At 72.0% G+C, this 20036-nt stretch carries 18 protein-coding genes and 1 riboswitch; of the genes, 13 read left to right on the forward strand and 5 right to left on the reverse strand.

Features of this window, described 5'->3' with window-relative positions; genetic code table 11:
* The first annotated feature begins 48 nt into the window (after positions 1 to 48).
* Both ACSHV8_RS25495 and ACSHV8_RS25500 read left to right on the forward strand, forming a co-directional pair.
* Complete coding sequence (locus ACSHV8_RS25495) at positions 49 to 831, forward strand: (2Fe-2S)-binding protein (protein ID WP_436536456.1); 783 nt, start codon at positions 49 to 51, stop codon at positions 829 to 831.
* Positions 828 to 1616 (forward strand): sulfite exporter TauE/SafE family protein, encoded by a 789-nt coding sequence (locus tag ACSHV8_RS25500; RefSeq protein WP_436536458.1) that lies wholly within the window; start codon positions 828 to 830, stop codon positions 1614 to 1616. Before ACSHV8_RS25495 ends, ACSHV8_RS25500 begins: the two co-directional genes overlap by 4 nt.
* Before the next feature lie 7 nt (positions 1617 to 1623).
* Here ACSHV8_RS25500 and ACSHV8_RS25505 read toward each other — a convergent pair whose 3' ends face one another.
* The 3 genes from ACSHV8_RS25505 to ACSHV8_RS25515 all read right to left on the reverse strand — a co-directional run bounded on the left by ACSHV8_RS25505 (position 1624) and on the right by ACSHV8_RS25515 (position 5229).
* A complete protein-coding gene (locus ACSHV8_RS25505) occupies positions 1624 to 2736 on the reverse strand; it encodes a HoxN/HupN/NixA family nickel/cobalt transporter (protein ID WP_436536460.1) in 1113 nt (370 codons plus the stop codon).
* 90 nt (positions 2737 to 2826) lie between these two features.
* Complete coding sequence (locus tag ACSHV8_RS25510) at positions 2827 to 3600, reverse strand: RNA polymerase sigma factor SigF (RefSeq protein WP_436536462.1); 774 nt, start codon at positions 3598 to 3600, stop codon at positions 2827 to 2829.
* A gap of 90 nt (positions 3601 to 3690) precedes the next feature.
* Entirely contained in the window at positions 3691 to 5229 is a 1539-nt protein-coding gene (locus tag ACSHV8_RS25515; RefSeq protein WP_436536464.1) for a sensor histidine kinase, read from the reverse strand.
* Between the two features lie 112 nt (positions 5230 to 5341).
* Positions 5342 to 5550, forward strand: a riboswitch (cobalamin riboswitch).
* 96 nt (positions 5551 to 5646) lie between these two features.
* Between ACSHV8_RS25515 and metE the strand changes: the two genes are divergently transcribed.
* Positions 5647 to 7884, forward strand: coding sequence for a 5-methyltetrahydropteroyltriglutamate--homocysteine S-methyltransferase (gene metE / locus ACSHV8_RS25520; protein WP_436536466.1), 2238 nt, complete (start codon positions 5647 to 5649; stop codon positions 7882 to 7884).
* 230 nt (positions 7885 to 8114) lie between these two features.
* Here the strand turns inward: metE and ACSHV8_RS25525 are convergent, their stop codons facing one another.
* Positions 8115 to 8717: an NUDIX domain-containing protein gene (locus ACSHV8_RS25525; protein WP_436536468.1), complete on the reverse strand. Its 603-nt coding sequence runs from the start codon at positions 8715 to 8717 to the stop codon at positions 8115 to 8117.
* A 51-nt stretch (positions 8718 to 8768) separates the two neighbouring features.
* Positions 8769 to 10676 (reverse strand): BTAD domain-containing putative transcriptional regulator, encoded by a 1908-nt coding sequence (locus tag ACSHV8_RS25530; RefSeq protein ID WP_436536470.1) that lies wholly within the window; start codon positions 10674 to 10676, stop codon positions 8769 to 8771.
* A 152-nt stretch (positions 10677 to 10828) separates the two neighbouring features.
* Between ACSHV8_RS25530 and ACSHV8_RS25535 the strand changes: the two genes are divergently transcribed.
* From ACSHV8_RS25535 to ACSHV8_RS25580, 10 genes are all read left to right on the forward strand, one after another.
* A complete protein-coding gene (locus ACSHV8_RS25535; protein WP_436536472.1) occupies positions 10829 to 12454 on the forward strand; it encodes a methyl-accepting chemotaxis protein in 1626 nt (541 codons plus the stop codon).
* A 426-nt stretch (positions 12455 to 12880) separates the two neighbouring features.
* On the forward strand, positions 12881 to 13597 hold the full coding sequence (locus ACSHV8_RS25540) for an Ltp family lipoprotein (protein ID WP_436536474.1): 717 nt from the start codon (positions 12881 to 12883) through the stop codon (positions 13595 to 13597).
* A 76-nt stretch (positions 13598 to 13673) separates the two neighbouring features.
* Positions 13674 to 14828, forward strand: coding sequence for an oxygenase MpaB family protein (locus ACSHV8_RS25545; protein WP_436536476.1), 1155 nt, complete (start codon positions 13674 to 13676; stop codon positions 14826 to 14828).
* Positions 14829 to 14843: 15 nt separating this feature from the next.
* Complete coding sequence (locus tag ACSHV8_RS25550) at positions 14844 to 15656, forward strand: sensor histidine kinase (RefSeq protein WP_436536478.1); 813 nt, start codon at positions 14844 to 14846, stop codon at positions 15654 to 15656.
* Entirely contained in the window at positions 15653 to 16303 is a 651-nt protein-coding gene (locus tag ACSHV8_RS25555; RefSeq protein ID WP_436536480.1) for a response regulator, read from the forward strand. The genes ACSHV8_RS25550 and ACSHV8_RS25555 overlap by 4 nt, the downstream gene beginning before the upstream one ends.
* A gap of 57 nt (positions 16304 to 16360) precedes the next feature.
* Positions 16361 to 17068, forward strand: a complete 708-nt coding sequence (locus ACSHV8_RS25560) for an ATP-binding cassette domain-containing protein (RefSeq protein ID WP_436536482.1) — start codon at positions 16361 to 16363, stop codon at positions 17066 to 17068.
* The gene (locus tag ACSHV8_RS25565; RefSeq protein ID WP_436536484.1) at positions 17065 to 17844 is read left to right on the forward strand and encodes a hypothetical protein; all 780 of its coding nucleotides are present in this window, start codon (positions 17065 to 17067) and stop codon (positions 17842 to 17844) included. The genes ACSHV8_RS25560 and ACSHV8_RS25565 overlap by 4 nt, the downstream gene beginning before the upstream one ends.
* Positions 17841 to 18428 carry a hypothetical protein gene (locus ACSHV8_RS25570; RefSeq protein WP_436536486.1) on the forward strand — a complete coding sequence of 196 codons (588 nt, stop codon included), beginning with the start codon at positions 17841 to 17843 and terminating at the stop codon, positions 18426 to 18428. Before ACSHV8_RS25565 ends, ACSHV8_RS25570 begins: the two co-directional genes overlap by 4 nt.
* An 82-nt stretch (positions 18429 to 18510) precedes the next feature.
* A complete protein-coding gene (locus ACSHV8_RS25575) occupies positions 18511 to 19086 on the forward strand; it encodes a hypothetical protein (RefSeq protein ID WP_436536488.1) in 576 nt (191 codons plus the stop codon).
* Positions 19087 to 19181: 95 nt separating this feature from the next.
* Positions 19182 to 20030 (forward strand): hypothetical protein, encoded by an 849-nt coding sequence (locus tag ACSHV8_RS25580; protein ID WP_436536490.1) that lies wholly within the window; start codon positions 19182 to 19184, stop codon positions 20028 to 20030.
* Positions 20031 to 20036 lie beyond the last annotated feature (6 nt).

Here is a 20036-nt window from a genome sequence, read left to right on the forward strand (position 1 = left end):
CGTACGGCATGACCGGCGGTGTTTCCGGCAGCGCTTAAGGTGGACGGCGTGGGATCGGTGGAGGCGGCGGAAGCCCTGCGCGTGGCGTCGCGCCTGGGGCCGTACTTCGCCTGGGAGCCGTGGGACGGCGCGCCCGGCTGGCGGCCGCTGAGCGACCTGCTCGACGAGCGCGTGGCGACCGAACGGGTCGAGGTCGCGCGGGCCACCCTCGTACGGATGTCCGGTCTTGATCGTGAAGCCATCGGTGAACGCGCGGTCGCGTCGATCACCTTCCTCGGGCTGGCCTCGCGGCTGCTCTCACCGTTGCTGGCCGCCGCGGCCGAGGGCGGCGCCCTGCCGGTGCCGTCGATCGACCGGCTGTGGTGGCGGCCGGTGCCGGGAGGTCCGATTCCGATCGCGTACGCCGATCTGGCCGCCCAGCCCGGCACCGACCGCCCCATCCACGCGATCGCGGAAACCCTGACCGCGAGCGCGACGATCGGCCTGGTCCAGCCGATCCTCGACGTCTTCCGCACCCGGTTCGCCCTGTCCCCGCAGGTGCTGTGGGGCAACGTCGCCTCGGCGCTGGGCGGCGCGGCCGGCATGATCGCCGACCAGCGGCCGGAACACGCGGCCCGCGCCGCCTGGATCGTCGAGGCGATGCTGCAGCGGCCCCCGCTGCGCGCCACCGCGGACCTGATCCGGCCCGACGAGAGCCGCGAACGCTGGTTCCTGGTCCGCCGCAACTGCTGCCTCTACTACCGCATCCCCGGCGGCGGCACCTGCGGCGACTGCGTCCTGACCCCGCCCGAGGACCGCCATCGGCACTGGCGGGCGGTCCTCAGCCGGTGACCCTGGTGACCGCGTTCGCCACCGGTCTGCTGATCTCGGTCGTCACGTCGCCCGTCGGGGTGTCCGGGGCCGTCTTCCTGCTCCCGGTGCAGCTCAGCGTGCTGCACGTGCCGAATCCGGCCGTGACCCCGACGAATCTGATGTTCAACGTGGTCGCCGGGCCGGGGGCCCTGTACCGCTTCCGCCGCAACGGCCAGCTCACCGGCCCGCTCGCGCGTCTGCTGATCGCCGGCACCGTGCCCGGCGTGATCCTGGGAGCGGTCATCCGCGTGTTCGCCATCCCCGGACCGCGGATGTTCCGGCTGGTCGCCGCGGCCATCCTGCTCCCGCTGGGCCTGTGGTTGTGCGCGCGGGCGCTGCGGCCGGCCCGCCCGGACCGGGCGCCGCTGCCCCGCCGGGCGATCCTGGGGCTGAGCCTGGCCGCCGGAACCGTCGGTGGCGTCTACGGCATCGGCGGCGGTTCCCTGCTCGGTCCGATCCTGGCCGGCCGCGGCACGCCGATGAGCCGGATCGCCCCGGCCGCGCTGGCCGCCACGTTCCTGACCTCGATCGCCGGCGCCGCGACCTACGGCCTGCTCGCCCTCACCACCAGCGGCGACATCGCCCCGCACTGGACGGTCGGCCTGAGCTGCGGCGCCGGCGGCCTGGTGGGCGGGTATCTCGGGGCGCGGCTGCAGCCCTACCTGCCGGAGACCACGCTGCGGCTGCTCCTGGGTGCCCTCGCCACCGTCCTGGCCATCGTCTACCTGATCACCGCGATCAGGCCCTCGTCCGGTACGGCATGACGAGCGCTCACTCCCGCGCCGGGGTCAGGTCGGCCGACCAGCGTTCCTCGACGCGGCCGAACCTCCAGATGGCGATGGCCACCACCCAGGCCAGCACGAACAGCGCGACGATCCCGTACCCGGCGTAGTCCAGCGGGATCGCCCCGATCGCGGCCAGGGGCCCGGTCGTGATGCCGGCCTGGTCGTCGAGGACACCGATCAGCTCGACCGTGCCGATGATCAGCGCGACCGCGACCGAGATCGACGTGATGGTGATGTTGTAGAAGACCTTGCGGACCGGCTTGGCGAACGCCCACCCGTAGGCCGCGTTCATGAACACCCCGTCGATGGTGTCCATCAGGCACATCGCGGCGGCGAACAGGATCGGCAGCACCAGGATGGAGTAGAACGGCAGGCTGAACGCGGCGGCACCACCGGCCAGCACCAGCAGGCCGACCTCGGTGGCGGTGTCGAAGCCGAGCCCGAAGAGCACCCCGATCGGGTAGATGTGCCACGGCTTGCGCACCGACCTGGTCAGGCCCCCGAGCAGCCGGTTCATGAACCCGCGCTTGTTCAGCTGCTCCTCCAGGGCCTGCTCGTCGTAGACGCCGCGGCGCAACTCCCGGAAGACCTTGATGATGCCGAGCAGGGCCACCAGGTTGAGGATGCCCAGGATCCAGAGGAAGACGCCGGAGACCGAGGCCCCGATCACGCCGGTGATCGAGTGCAGCGCGCTGCCGTCGTCCTCGACCTGCCCGGCCAGGGTTTTCACCCCGGCCGAGAGCAGGAAGGCCAGGGTGAACACGATCGTCGAGTGGCCGAGGGAGAACCAGAAGCCGACCGAGAGCGGCTTGCGGTCCCCGCCGTCCTGCATGAGTTTGCGGGTGGTGTTGTCGACGGCCGCGATGTGGTCGGCGTCGAACGCGTGCCGCAACCCGAACGTGTAGGCCAGCACGCCCACCCCGACGCTGAAGACCGGATGGTCGCCGCCGAGGTGGAAGTGCCGGGGCACGACCAGGCCGAACAGCACGCCGAACCCGACGAGGTGCAGCAGCACGATGAAAACGGTCATGCCGCCGAGTGCCCGCCGGTCCTGACGGGTCAGGCTCCGGCCGAAGTCGAGAAGGCCGTTCTTGGTCACGTGACCTGACGCTAGTCCCCGGCTTTCCGGTGTTGCAATGTCTTGGCGACAGCCGAACAGTGGCAACGCCCACTGTTCACGCCGTGAGCGTCAGACCGCCACGGGGCCGAGGTGATTGCGCAGCTTGTCCAGGGCCTTGGTGAGCAGCCGGGACACGTGCATCTGGGAGACGCCGACCTGCTCGGCGATCTGCGACTGGGTCTGGTTGCCGTAGAAGCGCAGGATGACGATCTTGCGCTCCCGCTCGTCCAGCTCGGCCAGCGCCGGGCCCAGGGTCACCCGCAGCTCGGCCAGCTCGTACTCGGCGTCGACCCCGCCCATCGTCTCGCCCAGTTCCGCGCCGCCCTCGGCGACCGGCGTGTTCAGGCTGGACGAGTTGTAGGCCCGGGCGCCTTCCAGGCCCTCGATCACCTCGTCCTCGCTGATCTGCAGGTGCGCGGCGATGTCGGCGACCGTCGGCGAGCGGCCCAGCGTGCCGCTGAGCGCGCTGTTGGCGGCGGTGATGGCCAGCCGCAGCTCCTGCAGGCGGCGCGGCACCCGTACGGACCAGGTCTTGTCCCGGAAGTGGCGCTTGAGCTCGCCGACGATGGTCGGGATGGCGAACCCGGTGAACTCGACGCCCCGCCCGGCCTCGAACCGGTCGACCGCCTTGATCAGCCCGATCACCGCGACCTGGTGCAGGTCGTCGCGGGGCTCGCCGCGGTTGGCGTACCGGTTGGCCAGGTGCCGGGCCAGCGGCAGCCACGCCTCGACGGCCCGGTCGCGCAGGGCCGGCCGCGCCGGGTGGTCCTCCGGAAGCGCCGCCAGTTCGGCGATCAGCTCACTGGCCACATCGGTGCTGGATGTGATGTCGATGACGGTCATGTGGGCCTCCCAGCCGCGGGCACTGCGTGCGCCGGGTGCCCGACGTGCCGCCCACAGTCCCCACTCACACCGAACGGCAAACCTCGGAGTTCACTCCGGAAGTACCGGCATCGTGAACCAGATCGAGGTGCCCTCCTCGACGTCGAGATCCAGCCAGATCCGTCCACCGTGGTATTCGACGATCTTCTTGACGATGGCCAGGCCGATGCCGGTGCCCTCGTACGCGTCACGCGGGTGCAGCCGCTGGAAGATGACGAAGACCTTGTCGGCGAACTCGCGTTCGATGCCGATCCCGTTGTCCCGCACGTTGATCTTCCAGCGGTCGTCCTCGCGTTCCGCGCTGACCCGGATCACCGGGGGCACGTCGGCGCGGCGGAACTTCAGCGAGTTGCCCACCAGGTTGACGAAGAGCGTGGTCAGCAGCGGCTCCTCGCCCTCGACGGCCGGCAGGCCGGACCAGCTGATCTCGGCCTCCTCCCCCGCCCGGGCCTCCAGCTGGGACGCCACCTCGGTCAGCACCCGGTCCAGCTCGACCGGTTTGAAGCCGGCGGTGATCCGGCCGATCCGGGAGAACGAGAGCAGGTCGTTGATCAGCCGCTGCATCCGCTGGGCGCCGTCGACCGCGAACCCGATGTACTGCTCGCCGCGCTCGTCGAGCTGACCGGAGTAGCGGCGCTGCAACAGCTGGCAGAAACTGGCCACCTTGCGCAGCGGTTCCTGCAGGTCGTGCGAGGCGACGTAGGCGAACTGCTCCAGGTCCCGGTTCGACCGGGTCAGCTCCTCGGCCTTCAGCTCCAGCTGCTCGTTGATCGCCAGCACCTCGGCCCGGGCGTCGCGGACCACGGTCAGCTCGGCCGCGATCTGGCGCCGCATGCCGTCCACGTCGGCGGCCAGCGCGCGCAGCTCGGGCGAGCCGGAACTGGTGATCGGCCGGTCGAAGTCGCCGCCGGCGACCTGGCGGACCTGCCCGGCCAGGTCGGTCACCGGCCGGTGGACCAGCCGGTCGAGCAGCAGCAGGAGCATCGCCCCGACCAGCAGGAGCACGGCGGCGGCGACGGCCATCAGGGTGACCAGGGTGGAGGCGGTCCGGCGGGCGTCGGCCACCGCTTCGTTACGCAGTTTCAGGATGTCGGCCTGCAGCCGGTCGACCGCGACCCGCAGCGCGTCGAACCGGCCGGTGCCGGTGGTCGCGGGATCCGGCAACCCGGCCTTGGCCGCGGCGACGGTCGGCTCGGCCACGGTGTGCCGCCAGTCGGCGGACCGCTCGCGCACCGCGGCGAGGTCGGCCCGGATGGCCCCGGTGCCGTGCTCGTCGTTGAGCGACTCGATCTGGGCGAGCAGTTTCTGCTCGGTGGCCACGCCCTGCTCGTACGGCCGCAGGTTGGTGTCCGAGCGGCTCAGCGCGTACCCGCGGACGCCGGTCTCCTGATCCAGGTAGGCCGAGTACAACTCCTGCCCGGCGATCCGCATCGGCCCGGTCTGGTCCAGGATCACGTCGAGGTTCTTGTTGCTGTTCACCGCGGTCATCGACGCCAGGCCGCCGATGCCGCCGAGCAGTATCCCGGCGATCGCGAACAGCACCGCGACCCGCCGTCGCAGCGTCCACGAGCTCAGATCGGCGCGGCTCATCAACATCCCCCCAGGCGAAGGCGCGGAACAGGCACCGCAGTATGCCGCACCGTCCGCCCACGACAGTTGCCCCGCGGCAAATATCATCCCCCGGCACCGCCGGGCAGTCGGTAGCATGGCGTCCGGTGCTGGTTCGCCCCGTCCGCCAGGCGGGGCGTCGTAAGAGGGAATCCGGTGCGATACCGGAACTGCCCCGCAGCGGTGAGTGGGAACGAAAGCCGTCAACAAGCACTGGACCGGCAACGGTCTGGGAAGCGACGGCCGGTAGGAACGAGTTCGGCGCCCACGAGTCCGAAGACCTGCCAGCGCTGCGCCTGCCGTCCGGCGGGCGCCGCCGGCGGTCCCTCGGGAGGACCCAGGGGTGAGAGCCCTTCCTTCCGTGTGCCCGCCGGGCGCTTCGAGGGAAGGAAAGACCCTGTGAGCACCACATTCGGCCAGAGCACCGTGCTCGGCTATCCGCGCATCGGCGCCGACCGCGAGCTGAAGCGGGCCGTCGAGGCGTACTGGGCCGGCACCATCGACGCCGAGGCCCTGGAGACGACCGCGGCCGGGCTGCGCGCCGAGGTCTGGCAGCAGCTGCGCAACGCCCGCCTGGACAGCATCCCGTCGAACACGTTCTCCTACTACGACCACGTGCTGGACACCGCGGTCGCGGTCGGCGCGATCCCGGAGCGTTTCCGGCGGCTCGGCCGGTCCGCCCTGGACACCTACTTCGCGATGGCCCGCGGCGCCGACACCGAACCCACCCTGGAACTGACCAAGTGGTTCGACACCAACTACCACTACCTGGTCCCCGAGATCGGGCCCGGCATCACCTTCACCCCCAACCCGGCAAAACCGATTTCCGAGTACGCCGAAGCCCGCGCCCTGGGCATCGAGACGCGCCCGGTGCTGGTCGGCCCGGCCACGTTCCTGCTGCTGTCCAAGCCGTCGTCGCTCGACCGCCTCGACGAGCTCGTGGAGACGTACGCGCAGATCCTCACCGCCCTGGCCGAGGCCGGCGTCACCTGGGTGCAGCTGGACGAGCCGGCCTACGTGACCGACCGCACCCTGGACGAGATCGACGCCCTGCAGCGCGTCTACACCCGGCTCGGCGAACTGAAGAACCGGCCGCGGATCTTCGTGGCCACCTACTTCGGGGAACTCGGGGACGCCCTGCCCGCCCTGCTCGGCACCCCGGTCGAGGCGATCGGCCTGGACCTGGTCGCCGGCCCCGGCAACCTGGCCCGCCTGGCCGCGGCCGCCCCGTTCGGCGGCAAGACGATCGTCGCCGGGCTGGTCGACGGGCACAACATCTGGCGCACCGACCTGCGGGCGGCCGTCACCAACGGCACCACGCTGACCGCGCTGGCCGATCACGTGGCCGTCTCCAGCTCGTGCTCGCTGCTGCACGTGCCGGTCGACCTGTCCGTGGAGACACGGCTCGACCCGGCGCTCACCGAACGGCTCGCCTTCGCCCGGCAGAAGGTCGACGAGGTGGTGCTGCTCGGGACGGCACTGCGCGACGGAACCGCGGACCTGCCCGCACCGCTGCCGCCGACACCGGCGGGCTGGCGGCTCACCGCCGTACGGGAAAAATTGGCAAGCCTGACCCCGGCGGACCGTGAGCGAGCCGGCTATGGGCAGCGTGCGGCTGCGCAGCAGGCGCGGCTGAATCTTCCGGAGTTGCCGACCACCACGATCGGTTCGTTCCCGCAGACCGCGGAGTTGCGCCGGGCGCGGGCGCAGCTGCGGGCCGGGACCCTCGACGCGGCCGGCTACCGGGAGCGGATGCGGGCCGAGGTCGAACACGTCATCCACCTGCAGGAACGCCTCGGCCTGGACGTGCTCGTGCACGGCGAGCCGGAACGCAACGACATGGTCCAGTACTTCGGCGAACAACTCGACGGATTCGCCGCGACCGACTCCGGCTGGGTGCAGTCGTACGGTTCGCGGTGCGTGCGCCCGCCGATCATCTACGGCGACGTGGCCCGCAAGGCGCCGATGACCGTCACCTGGTCCGCCTACGCCCAGTCGCTGACGACCAAGCCGGTCAAAGGCATGCTGACCGGGCCGGTCACCATTCTGGCCTGGTCGTTCGTGCGCACCGACCAACCCCGGTCGGACACCGCCGACCAGGTCGCGCTCGCCCTGCGTGACGAAACGGTCGACCTGGAGGCGGCCGGGATCACGGTCATCCAGGTCGACGAGCCGGCCCTGCGCGAAACGCTGCCGCTGCGCCGGGCCGACCAGAAGGCGTACCTGGACTGGGCGGTCGGCGCATTCCGCCTGGCCACCAGCGGGGTCGCCGACGACACGCAGGTCCACACCCACCTGTGCTACTCCGAGTTCGGCGAGGTCATCACCGCGATCGACGCCCTCGACGCGGACGTGACGAGCATCGAGGCGTCCCGCTCCAAGATGGAAGTCCTCGACGACCTGGCCGCCATCGGCTACAGCCGCGGCGTCGGCCCCGGCGTGTGGGACATCCACTCACCCCGCATCCCGTCCGAGTCCGAGATCGTCGACGCCCTGCGCCGCGCGGTCACGGCCGTACCGGCCCGGCGGCTGTGGGCGAACCCGGACTGCGGCCTCAAGACCCGCGGCTACCCCGAGGTCGAAGCGTCCCTGAAACACCTGGTGGCGGCCGCCGATCGGGTCCGCTCCCGCCCCTGACCGCGGCGTGTTCAATGGCCGTCGCCGCCCTGGTCGGCGACGGCCACCGCGTCCCTCCTCGAACGGTAGGCCGGCGCCCAGGTCCGGGCCGGCGATGCCGTGCTCGGCCAGAGCCGCGACCGCCTCTCGCACATTTCGCCCACGACCAGCAGAACCGCGGTCGAGGCGGTCGGTGTGCCAGTCCGCGGGGTCATGTCGCGCGGAAACTCTCGGACGAGCGCTTCCGGCGATCAGGGACGGTCAGGCCTCCCAGGAGGCAACGATCCCGGCCGCCCGGGCGATGTCCGGTCCAGGGCGGCCAGGAAGCGGAAGAAGTGCGGGTCGAAACGGCCCGGATCGGCGTCGGCCAGCTCAGCACGGCTCCACCAGCGGACGGCGTTGAACTCGCCGGCGTCCGGGCGCAGGTCCTCGTCGCCGGTGCAGGCCAGGACGTACCAGAGGCTGACGTCGGTGTGGCCGTGGTCCTGCCCGACCGTACGCGTGACGGTCAGGAAGATCGGCGACCGGGACAGACCGGCTTCGCCCAGGCCGAGCTCTTCCTCGATCTCCCGCCCGGCGGTCAGTGCGGGATCCTCGTCGACCTCGACGTGGCCGCCCGGCGGCAGCCACAGCCCGGCGTTGACGTGGTCGACGAGCAGGATCCGCCCGTCCGCGGCGACCGGCACCACGTACGACACCAGGTGTTGCGGCGGGGACGCCGGCTTGACCCGGCGGAACACGTCGTCGGTGCCGGCCAGCCAGGCCAGCGCCGACGCGCGATGCTCGGCGCCGAGTTCGTCGACCGGTGAGAGCCGGGACACCAGGTCGTGGATCACCGCTACGGACTCGCGCATCCGGGAATGCTGTCACGAACGTCGCGGCGTTGCCGCCCCGGCGCGCGTAGTTCACGGGACGGCGTTCAGCGCGGCCAGATGTTCCGCGACCGGGCCGAGGGTCAGGGCGCCGCTCGCCGCTCCGGCCCATTCGCCTTTGGCCGGGGTGAGGGCCCGGATCGCCCGTACCGTCGCAATGGGATCTTGGGCGGCGACCGCCGCTTGCCCTAACAGGCACCACAGCGCCTCGGCGAGCGGGTCGGCCGGTGGGTCGGGCAGGTCGGCGAGCGCGGTCCGGCCCGGTTCGAGCAGGGCCAGCACCCACGGCGCGTAGGGGCCGTATCCGGCGTCGTCGGCCACCGGCGGCAGGCCGCGGCGCAGGTGCAGGCCGAGCCGGGCCAGGGGCAGCAGCCCGTCGCGCATGCCGGGCATCCCGGCCTGGTCGAGGCGGGCGGCGGCGTCGCGGTACAGCGTCTCGGCCCGCGGCACCGGGCACTGCTCGGCCACGTCGGCGCGCAACGCCCGGTACCACTGGGTGAACACGGCGACCAGGGGCCGTTCGTGCCGCCCGGCCAGGTCGTCGGCGGCCCGCGCGTGGTCGTCGGCCCGGTCGAACGCGGCCACCGCGCACCCGGACTGCATCCGGATCAGGTGGCCGAGCACCTCCATGTTGGGCAGGTCGTGCCGGGCGCCCAGGTTCACCAGTTCGGCACCGATCCGGTCGCGGCGGGCCGAGCCGCCGGTGGCGGTGAAGCTCTGCATGAACACGCCGTTCAACGCGAACGCGAGCAGCCCCGGATCGTCGAGGTCGCGGGCGATGGTCTCGGCCTGTTCGGCGCAGGCGACCGGCCAGGCTTCGCGGGTGCCGCGCGACTCGATAGCGATGGTGGCCAGCAGCCGGGCCCGGGCCGGGTCGTGGCCGGCCGCCGGGAGGGCCCGGGCCGCGGCGGCGACGATGCCGGCGGCCTGGTCCGGGTCGTCGGCGCGGGGCCAGATGGCCGGCACGTCGTAGGCGCCGATCACCCGTGCGGTCAGGGCCGGGTCGCCGAGTTGTTCGGCGGCGGCGACCGCGGCGGCCCGCTGTTCCCGGGCCGCCTCCAACCCGCCGGGGCCGGTCACCGCGAGGTTGCGCAGCAGGCCGACCGCCGATTCCAGCCGCACCCGGGCGCCGCCGGGCAGCACCCGGTCGTAGGCGGAGGCGGCCCGCATCAGCACCTCTCCGGCCGCGTCCAGGCGCGGTTCCTGTCGCAGGATGTCGGTCTCCAGCGCGCGCAGGGCCGGGCCGGGTTCCACGCCGAGATGCTCGGCGAGCAGGTCACGGGCGCGCCGCAGCACGGCCAGGGCGTCACCCTGCCGGCCCGAGCGGTACAGGGCCAGCGCCAGCAGCCGCCACCCCGGTTCCCGCCACGGATGGGCGGTGACGTGCTCGTCCAGGTCGGGGACGGCCTCGGCGGCCCGGCCCAGGTCGAGCCGGGCCTCGGCCCGCCGCTCGACCGCCTGCAGGCGCAGCTCGGCCAGTCGGGAACGGTCGGCCCGCGGCCACGCGGCGTCCGGGAAGTCGGCGTAGGCGGGACCGCGCCACCACGCGAGCGCCTGGTCGAGCCGGGCCAGCGCCGCCGGCGGTTCCGCGGCGGCGGCATCGGTCACCGCCTGCTCGAACCGCCACGCGTCCACCTGATCGGGCTCGCACCGCAACGCGTACCCCGCACCCTGGGTGACCAGCAGCGACGCCGGGGCCCGGGCCGCCCGGCCGGGCTCGACCGCCTTGCGCAGCGCCGCCACGAACGTCCGCACCGCGGCCACCGCACCGTCCGGCGGCGACACCCAAAGATCATCAACAAGATCATTGAGGGGTACGACGCGACGCCGCGCCACCAGCAGCCGGGCCAGCACGGCCCGGTGCATCGGCCCCTTCAGCGCGACCGCCCCGCCCTGCTCGTCCTCGGCGACGACCGGCCCGAGCACGCCGAATCGGATCACCCCGTCACGCTACCCCGGCGTTCACCGGCCGCCGCCGGTCCACCGAGCGGCGCACGAGCCTCAGGAGCCCCACCGGTACGGGACGGTTGCCCCGCGTCACCGAAAGCACGATTCGCCCGGTCTGAATCGTCCGACTGACTATCGTCGGAAACGTGCTCACCGAACACCGGAATCCGCTGCTGGGATGGTTCGCCGACCGCCGGGTCCGCAGCAAGATCCTCAGCACCGTGGCGCTCGTCGCGCTGATGGGCGGCGTGATCACGGCGGTCGCGGTGAGCCGGATGAACTCGCTCAACGAGAGCCTGCGCGAGATCGAGAGCCGCAACGTGGAGAGCCTCGCGCGGCTCAGTGACGTTCGCGGTGAACTGGCCCTGGTCTACAGCGCGACGCTGACGTTCGCCAGCGTCACCGACAAGGCGTTGAAGGCGCAGACCGTCGAGCGGGTCAACACGCTGACCGCCGAGGTCGACAGCAAGTTCACCGAGTACCAGAAGACCATGGCGACCAGCACGGGCGCCCAGCAGCACGCCACCGACTTCCTGACCAGCTGGGGCCGCTACAAGCAGATGCGCGCCGTGGTCATCTTCGGCGAGGTCCCGACCGCGGACCTGAACCTGCCGTCGGGCACCGCCGCCGTGGTGGCCGAGTTCCGCACGACCGTGGAGACCTACAACACCGCGCTGGACGAGCTGGCCAACGACGAGCGCGCGGCGGCGAAATCGATCACGGGCGACAGCATCAAAGGCAACAGCTCCGCGCGTACGTTGTTGATCGTCCTGTTGTTGATCGCCTTCGTGATCGCCGCGGCGCTGGCCCTCGGCGTCGCCCGCGCCATCGTCGGCCCCCTGCAGGAGGTCTCCCGGGCGTTGCGCTCGGTCGCCGACGGTGATCTCACCCGGACCGTTCCGATCCGTTCCCGCGACGAGGTCGGCGAGATGGCGATCTCGGTCAACCAGGCCAGCACGTCGGTCCGGCAGGCGGTCAGCGAGCTCGCGACCAGCGCCGATGCTCTCGCCGCGAGTTCCGACGAACTGTCCAAGGTGAGCAATCAGATCGCCACCGGCGCCGGTGAGGCCAGCGCGCAGGCCAACAACGTGTCGGCCGCGGCCGGCGAGGTGTCCCGCAACGTGCAGACGGTGGCCGCCGGTTCGCAGGAGATGGGCGCGTCGATCTCGGAGATCGCGCAGAACGCGAGCGCGGGCGCCGCCGTCGCGGTCGAGGCGGTCACGGTCGCCGAGGCCACCAACGCGACGGTCGGCAAGCTGGGCGAGTCGTCGGCCGAGATCGGCGAGGTGATCAAGACGATCACGTCGATCGCCGAGCAGACTAACCTGCTCGCGCTCAACGCCACCATCGAGGCGGCGCGGGCCGGCGACATGGGCAAGGGGTTCGCGGTCGTCGCCGGCGAGGTCAAGGATCTCGCGCAGGAGACCGCGAAGGCCACCGAGGACATCTCGCGCCGGGTCGAGGCCATCCAGGCCGACACCGGCAGCGCTGTCGAGGCCATCGCGAAGATCAGCACGATCATCGGGCGGATCAACAACTACCAGCTCACGATCGCCTCCGCCGTCGAGGAACAGACCGCGACGACCACCGAGATGAACCGCAACGTCGCCGACGCGGCCGAGAGCAGCGCCCAGATCGCGGCCACCATCCAGGCCCTGGCGCACGCCTCCCACGCCACCGCCGAGGGCGTCGCCGACAGCCAGCGCGCCGCCGCCAACCTCGCCTCCCTATCGACCGACCTGCATACGCTGGTCTCCCGTTTCCGCTACTAGAACGCGTCCTGCCGACAAGCGGCGCCCATCGGCAACCGGCACGTCGAGCAGGACAGCGCCTCCGTGAAGGCCTGCGGCTCGCCATCGTTTCCCCTACCCGCGGACTGAATCGGTGCCCTGCCGCTGTAGCGCCTCGCCGCTGAGGGACCGACTCGCAAAACCAGGCGGATCGGCCCTTTCATGACGTCGAGATTCACGACGTGATCCGAAATATCTGGCATCGCCGGAATAGCGCGTGGCTGGCCGTTCGATTGCGGAGAGCGCAGAAAGTATTGACCGGCTACTGGCTGGTGGGCGCACCGAAGTGACCGAATAGACCACCCCCATCGAGCCGCCGACTCGTTTGAATGATCTTGATTTGAGTTTGATGACTTTGGACAGTTGTCCGGCATCACACGAGGCGCGTTTCCGTCGTTGAGGAGAATGATGTCCTACCCCGGTCCACCCTTTGGCGGCCAGCCGTTCGACCCGAATGCTTCCGCCCCGCAGCCACCGCCCGGCTGGTCGCCACCGCCCGGGGCGCCCGGCCAGCCCGCGCCGCCCGGTTACGTCGGCTACCCGCAACCGCCGGTCGCGCCGCCGAAGAAAAAGGCCGGGAAATTCGTGATCGCGGCCGTGGGCGGCCTGGTAGGACTCTGTTGCATCGGCGCGATCGCCGCCGCCGGTAACGACGACACCAAGAAGGACAACGCCGCCGCGACGGCGACAACAGCGACCACGACCGGGGTGGCCACGACCCAGCCGGCCACGACCGCGGCCACGACCCAGCCGGCCGCCACCACGACGACCGAGCCCGCAGCCCAAGCCACCACCGAGGCCGCCGCGGAGCCGATCGACGAGCCCACCAAGAAGCTGACCGTCGCCCAGGAGAACGCTGTCGAGAAAGCCGCCGACTACCTGGCGTACTCCGCGTTCTCCCGCTCCGGTCTGATCAAGCAGCTCAAGTTCGAGGGCTTCTCCACCAAGGACGCCACCTTCGGCGTGGACGCGCAGAAGGCCAACTGGAACGAGCAGGCCGCCAAGAAGGCCGAGGACTACCTGGAATACAGCTCGTTCTCGCGTTCCGGTCTGATCAAGCAGCTCAAGTTCGAAGGCTTCACCACGGCGCAGGCGACCTACGGCGTCAAGAAGGTCGGACTCTGACCTCGGCGCCGGGACCGGGCAGATCGAACCTCGTGCAGGTCTGTGATGCGACTGGCGATCAACTTATCGTCGGGGGATGGTGCCGACGAGATTTGGGGCGGACCGGGACTGGGGTGAGCGTGCGGCTCGCCCGTTACGACTGCTGGCCGGCCCCGGCGCCGAGCCGACCGAGTCCGAGATCGCCGCGCTGCGGGCGGGACTGAATCGGCGTGACGAGCCGGCCGCGGCCCTGGTCCGGGCCGTGCGGGAGACGCCCGGGCTGGGCGTGCGCGACCTGCACCGCCTGATCGCGGCGGGGCCGGACGAGCCCGTACCGGAAATCGTGCGAAGCTTTCTCGAAGCGGCCCGCAAGCGACCCGCCTGGCTCGATGACGGTCTTCTGGCCCGCGGAGCGGAGGCCTGCCGGGCCTTCGGCCTGGACGCCGGCCTGGTGCTGGCCTACGGTTCGCTGCTCGGCGGTTACCGCACCGGCGCCGCCCTGGAACCGCTGGTCCGCACCGGTCGCCTGTCCGGCGGCGAGACGCTGCGCCGGATCCGGGAGACCTCGCTGTGGTGGCGTGCGGTCACCGCCCCCGGCGGCTTGGCGCCCGACGGCGAGGGCTTCAAGACCACTTTGCGCGTACGGATGATGCACGCCCTGGTCAACGCCACGCTGGAGGCCGATCCGAGCTGGGATCACGCCGCCCGTGGCCTGCCGATCAACCAGTACGACCAGGCCAGCACCCTCGGTGTCTTCTCGACCAGTTTCCTGCTGCACCTGCGGCTGCTCGGTGTCCGGGTCACCGGTGACGACGCCCGGGCGGTGATGCACCTGTGGTGTTACGTGGGTTGGCTGCTCGGTGTCGACGAGCGGTGGCTGCCGCACACCGAACGACTGGGGCGCCGCCAGCTCTACCATTTCCTGTCCTTCGACCCGCCGCCGGACGCGAACAGTGTGGCCCTGGCCCGCGCCCTGATCGCGATGACCGACGAGTTCAGCACCGGCGGGCGCCGCGTGTACGAACGCGAACGCGCCCTGTCGGTGAGCGCCTGGCTGCTCGGCCCGTCGGCGATGCGCGACCTGGGCCTGCCGTGGCGCCCACCGTGGTACGGAGTGACCCGCGTCGCCGCGAACCTGCTGGTCAGCCACGGCCTGGGCCGTCTGCCGGGCGGCCGGGCCCGGCTGCTGGCCCGCGGCGAACGTCAGGCCGAGGCCCAGTTCGCGCGCTGGGGCGCCGCGCTGCCGGCGTGACGTACGGTGGCGGTCGTGCTCGTCGTCGTGGTGGTGGTCCTGATCGGACTGTTCGGCCTGTACCGGCTGGCGATCCACCGCGCCACCCGCACCGGCCGGATCGCCGTCGCCGCGGCCGTGCTGCTGGCCGGATCGACGCTGGTCACCGGGGTCTCCAGCGATCTGGGCCGGCAGGTGGTGGTGGCCACGGCCGCGCTCAGCCTCGCCTGGCTGCTCGGGATCGCCGTCGGCAAGCAGCTCGCGAGCGCACGCGAGGCCGAGCGCACCCGGGTCCGGCTCGCGATCTCCCGTGACGTGCACGACGTCGTCGGCCACGCCCTCGGTGTGATCGTCGCCGAGGCCGGGGTGGCCCGCAGCCTGCCCTCGGCCGACGCCGCCGAGCTGCGCGACACCCTCATCGAGGTGGAGGGTCACGCGCGGGCGGCCCTGACCGACGTGCAGGGGCTGGTCCGGTCGTGGCGTGATCCGTCCCCGCCCGATCTGTCCACACTGTTCGCGACGACCCGGGCTGCCGGGGTGCGCCTCGACATCGACGTCGACGACGCCGTACCGATCGGGATCGTGATTTTCCGGGTCGTCCAGGAGTCGTTGAGCAATGTGGTGCGGCACGCCCCCGGCGCCCGCTGCACGGTCACGATCCGCCGTGACGAGCGGGCCGCGCTCGTCACGGTCCGCGACGACGGTTCCGCGGCACCGCGGCCCGGTACCGGTGGGCTGGGCCTGGTCGGGCTGCGCGAACGGGTCCGGGCCGCCGGCGGGACGATCACCTGGGGTCACCACTCCGGCGGCGGGTTCGAGGTCGCGGCCCGGCTGCCGGTAATCCGATGATCTCGGTCCTGCTGGCCGACGACGACGCCCGTTTCCGCGCCGCCTATCGCAAGCTGTTCGAGCGCACCGACGGTTTCCGGTTCGCCGGTGAGGCCGCCGACGGCGACGAGGCGGCCCGCCTGGCCGAGTCCCGGAAACCGGACATCGCGCTGCTGGACGTGCAGATGCCGGGCACCGACGGACTGTCCGCGGCCCGCCGCGTCCTGGCCGGTGGCGTCACCCGGGTCATCATGCTGACAACCTTCGATCTCGACGATTATCTGTACGAGGCCCTGACCCTCGGCGTGTCCGGATTCCTACTCAAGAACGCCGCCCCGGAGGAGGTGCTGCACGCGGTCCGCACGGTCCACGCCGGTCACGCGATGCTCGCCCCGGAGGTCACCGCCCGGGTCCTGCAACGGTTCGGCCCGCCCCGCCCGGCCGACCGGCACGCCTTCGCCGCCCGGGTGCTCTCCGAGCGTGAGCTGCAGGTGATCCGCCTGGTCGCGCGCGGATACTCCAACCAGCGGATCGCCGACGAACTGTTCCTGAGCGTGGAGACCGTCCGGACGTACCTGCGCCGGATGTTCCTCAAACTCGACGTCAACGATCGGACCCACCTGGCCGTGCTCGCCCACCGGGCCGGTCTGCTGCACGAGCCCCGATAGCCGGTTGTCCACATCCGGGGGACGCGGCCGGCCCCGGCGGTCGGCCAGGCTCGGCCGGTGATCGAGATCAAAGAACTCACCAAGAGGTACGGCGCCCGGCCGGTGCTCACCGACGTCAGCTTCGTGGCACGGCCGGGCCGCGTCACCGGCTTCCTCGGCCGCAACGGTGCCGGCAAATCGACCACGCTGCGCCTGCTGCTCGGCCTCGACCACCCCACCGCCGGAGCGGCTCTGATCAGCGGAAAGCGCTACCGCGATCTTGAATTTCCCTTGCGTACGGTCGGAGCCCGGCTCGACGGCGCCGGCCCCGTCCCGGAACGACGGGCGGTCGACCATCTCACCTGGATCGCCCAGAGCAACCGGATCCCCCGGACCCGGGTGGCCGAGGTCCTGGACATCGTCGGGCTCACCGGCGTTCGCCGCCGGCGTGTGCGCACCTACTCGCTCGGCATGACCCAGCGGCTCGGCCTGGCGGTCGCGCTGCTGGGCGACCCGGAGTTCCTGATCCTGGACGAGCCGCTGAACGGCCTCGACCCGGACGGGATCCGCTGGATGCGGGGCCTGCTGCGCGACTACGCCGCCTCCGGGCGCACGGTCCTGCTCTCCAGCCACGCCATCGCGGAAACGGCCGAGGTCGCCGACGACATCGTGGTCATCGCCGATGGTCGCATCGCCGCCGACGGCCCGCTCCCGGAGATCACCGCCGGTCACGACTCCCTGGAAGCGGCCTTCTTCGCCCTGGCCGGGCCGGGTGTCCCGTGGTGAGCGTCGTGCGGGCGGAACTCACCAAGATCGTGACCCTGCGGTCGGTGTGGCTGGTGTCCGCTCTCATCGTCGCGCTGCACGTGCTCATCCAGGCGGCGAACCTGCGCCTGACCACCGACGCGGTCACCGCGATCACCCCGGACGGCACCATCGAGATCTTCGCCGGGCAGCCCCGGCCCGCGGCCCGGGCGCTGATCGACTTCCTGGTCGCCGGGTCGTTCCAGATGGCGCTGTTCCTGCCGATCCTGGCCGCCGTCATCGGTGGTCAGGAGTTCCGCGGTCATCAGCTCGGCCAGTCCGTGCTCGCCGTCCCCGGCCGGACCCGGCTGACCCTGGCCAAGATCGCCGCCACGTCCGTGGTCCTGCTGCTGCTCGGCGCGGTGATCGCCGGGGTGAGCACCGCGTTCATGTATCTCGCCGTCCGCCACTGGGACGCCGGCCTGCTGGTCAGCCCCGAGGCCGGGCACGGCCAGGCGAAACTCCTGCTCTTCATCACGCTGACCGGCCTGACCGGTCTGGGCCTCGCGCTGCTGACCCGCGGCACGCTGCTGGGCCTGACGATCACGCTCGCACTGACCGCCCTGACCATGTCCCAGCTGCTGCCCGGCGGCCTGGACGCGCTGCTGCCGTTGAGCGCCGGCCGCAACCTGCTGCTGGACCCGGCCGAGGGCGGCCTCACCGCCGGTCCCGGCCACGCGCTGCTGGTCCTGCTCGCCTGGCCGGCGGCGACGCTGACAGCGGCCGGCCTGGCCCTGACCCGCCGCGATGCCCGGTGAGCGCGGTCCTGGCCGAGCTGACCAAGATCCGTACGCATCCGGCCACCTGGATCGCCGTCGGCGTCGCCGTGCTGACCGCCCTCGCCCTGCGCCCGATCACCCGGACCGGCCCGGCCGACCTCGCCCCGGCGTATGTCCTGCTGGTGATCCCGGTCTTCGCCGCCGGCACCGAGTACCGTGCCGGCCAGCTACGGATCAGCCTCGTCGCCGTGCCGTCGCGCCACCGCCTGTTCGCGGCGAAACTGCTGGCCACCGCGGCCGTGACGAGCGCCGCCGCACTCCTGACCGGGCTCGGTGCATCCGCCCTGGCCGGCCTGCTGCTCGGCCTGACCGGTCTCGGCCTGGCCGTCCTGGCCCGCAGCGTGGTCACCCCGATCGTGCTGCTGGTCGCCCTTCCGGTGCTGGTCTCCCCCACCCTCGGCGGCCTGTTCCCCCACGTGATCAGGTTCCTGCCGCACGAGGCCGCGCTGAGCCTGATCGGCGCCGGCCCGCTCAGCCGCCCGGCCGGGCTGGCGGTGGCCACCACCTGGGCCGCCCTCGCGGTCGGCGCGGGGTGGGCCACGTTCCTCCGGCGCGACAGTTGACCGGGGCGAGGCGGCCCGCAGTGACGGTCGACAGTGGATCACGGGGCAGCGGGATCGGGCGCCGAGGCGGCAGGATGGCCGCATGACGGGGACAGACAACAACAGAAACGGATCAAGCGGCCTGGTCGTCGGCTCGCTGGTCGCACTCAGCTTCGGCACCGTGTTCGTGATGGTCAACAGCGGCGGCCTGCCCAGCCCCTGGCCGATCGTGATCCGCGTGGTCGCGGCCGTGGTCGCGGTCGGGCTGCTGCTCGGCGTGCTGCGGGTGCGGCGTCTCGCGCCGGCGCCCGGCCCGGATCAGGTGGTCGGGTTCGCCGACCGCCGCTACTGGTGGGCGGTCGCCGGTGAGGTCGTCGCCCTGTTCGGCGGCCTCTACGTGATCAACCAGGTCCTCGACGCGCCGGAGGTGGCGATCGCCTGGGTCGCCATCGTGGTCGGCGTGCATTTCTTCCCCCTGGCCTGGGCGTGGCGGATGCCGATGTATCACTGGCTGGGCGCCGCGATGACGCTGCTCGGGGTGGCCGGGTTCGTGGCGCACGCGCTCGGCGCCTCGGACGCGATCGTCGCCCTGATCGCCGGGGTCGGTTCGGGGGCCGCGCTCTACGCCGCGGTCGCCTCCGGCATCGGGTATGCCCGGTCGCACGCCGTCACCGTTTGAGGAATTCCATCCTGTGCGCCCGCTGTGCACCTTCTGCTTCCGTTACCGGATCGATAAGGTACGGTGCCTGATCAAAGCTCACGGGGAGGGCGCACATGGCCGACATCAGTTGGGCACGCAGGATGGACGCGACGACCGGCGGTGCCATGGTGCTGACCGTGGACGCGGTCGTCTTCCTGATGACGGCGCTGGTCGGGCTGCCGTTCGTGCTGTTCTTCGCGGCTGACGGGGACGACCCGGTCGGGCCGATCTGGCCGATGGCGACCGTGTGGGCGGTCTCCGCACTGCTCGGGTCGGCGTCGGCCGCGGCCGCGTTCCTGATCGGCGCCCGCGGCACCCAGCGTCTGCGGCAGGCCGGCGCGGCGACCGCGCTGGCCACCGCCGCGGTGACCGCGGTCCTGGTCGCCACGTCGATCAGCGGCTCGCCGATCCTGGCCGCGGTCAGCGCGGTCTTCGCCGCCGCGAACCTGGGCGCGGCCCGGCTGCTGTTCCGGCCCGAGTCGGCCGACGCCGAGACCCCGGCCCTGCCGGAGGCGTTCCTGCTGGCCGCGCCGCTCGCCGAGGCCGAGGTCCGCACCCGCCCGACGATCGAGATCGAGCTGGGCCGCCCCACCGAAGCCCCGAAATCCGACCCGGCCGACGCCCCGGAAGCCGAGCCGAGCGACGACCTGGACACCGCTGCGGCCGACGAGCTCGCCACCGAGCCGGGCGACGAGTCGATCATCGAGTCGGCCACCCAGCAGGCCGACAAGACGGGCGACGAGCCGCTTGACGCGCCCGCCGACCCGACGCACGACGCGACCGGGACCGAGGCCGGGACCAGCCTGGCCGAGTCGCCGGTGACGGCCCGCCCGCGGCGCCCGCGCGGCCCGGCGGCGATGCACACCCTCACCGGTGTCCGGCTCCCGCGACGGGCCTACCGCCCGCGCGCCGACCGGAACTGATCACCC

The sequence above is a fragment of the Actinoplanes sp. HUAS TT8 genome, assembly GCF_051380535.1.
Classification (GTDB): Bacteria; Actinomycetota; Actinomycetes; order Mycobacteriales; family Micromonosporaceae; genus Actinoplanes.

Bases quoted from the DNA above. Each gene is read 5' to 3' on its own strand.
- ACSHV8_RS25510 (WP_436536462.1), bottom strand. From the start codon at position 3,600: ATGACCGTCATCGACATCACATCCAGCACCGATGTGGCCAGTGAGCTG.
- ACSHV8_RS25515 (WP_436536464.1), bottom strand. From the start codon at position 5,229: ATGAGCCGCGCCGATCTGAGCTCGTGGACGCTGCGACGGCGGGTCGCG.
- ACSHV8_RS25525 (WP_436536468.1), bottom strand. From the start codon at position 8,717: ATGCGCGAGTCCGTAGCGGTGATCCACGACCTGGTGTCCCGGCTCTCA.
- ACSHV8_RS25540 (WP_436536474.1), top strand. From the start codon at position 12,881: ATGTCCTACCCCGGTCCACCCTTTGGCGGCCAGCCGTTCGACCCGAAT.
- ACSHV8_RS25545 (WP_436536476.1), top strand. From the start codon at position 13,674: ATGGTGCCGACGAGATTTGGGGCGGACCGGGACTGGGGTGAGCGTGCG.
- ACSHV8_RS25555 (WP_436536480.1), top strand. From the start codon at position 15,653: ATGATCTCGGTCCTGCTGGCCGACGACGACGCCCGTTTCCGCGCCGCC.
- ACSHV8_RS25575 (WP_436536488.1), top strand. From the start codon at position 18,511: ATGACGGGGACAGACAACAACAGAAACGGATCAAGCGGCCTGGTCGTC.
- ACSHV8_RS25580 (WP_436536490.1), top strand. From the start codon at position 19,182: ATGGCCGACATCAGTTGGGCACGCAGGATGGACGCGACGACCGGCGGT.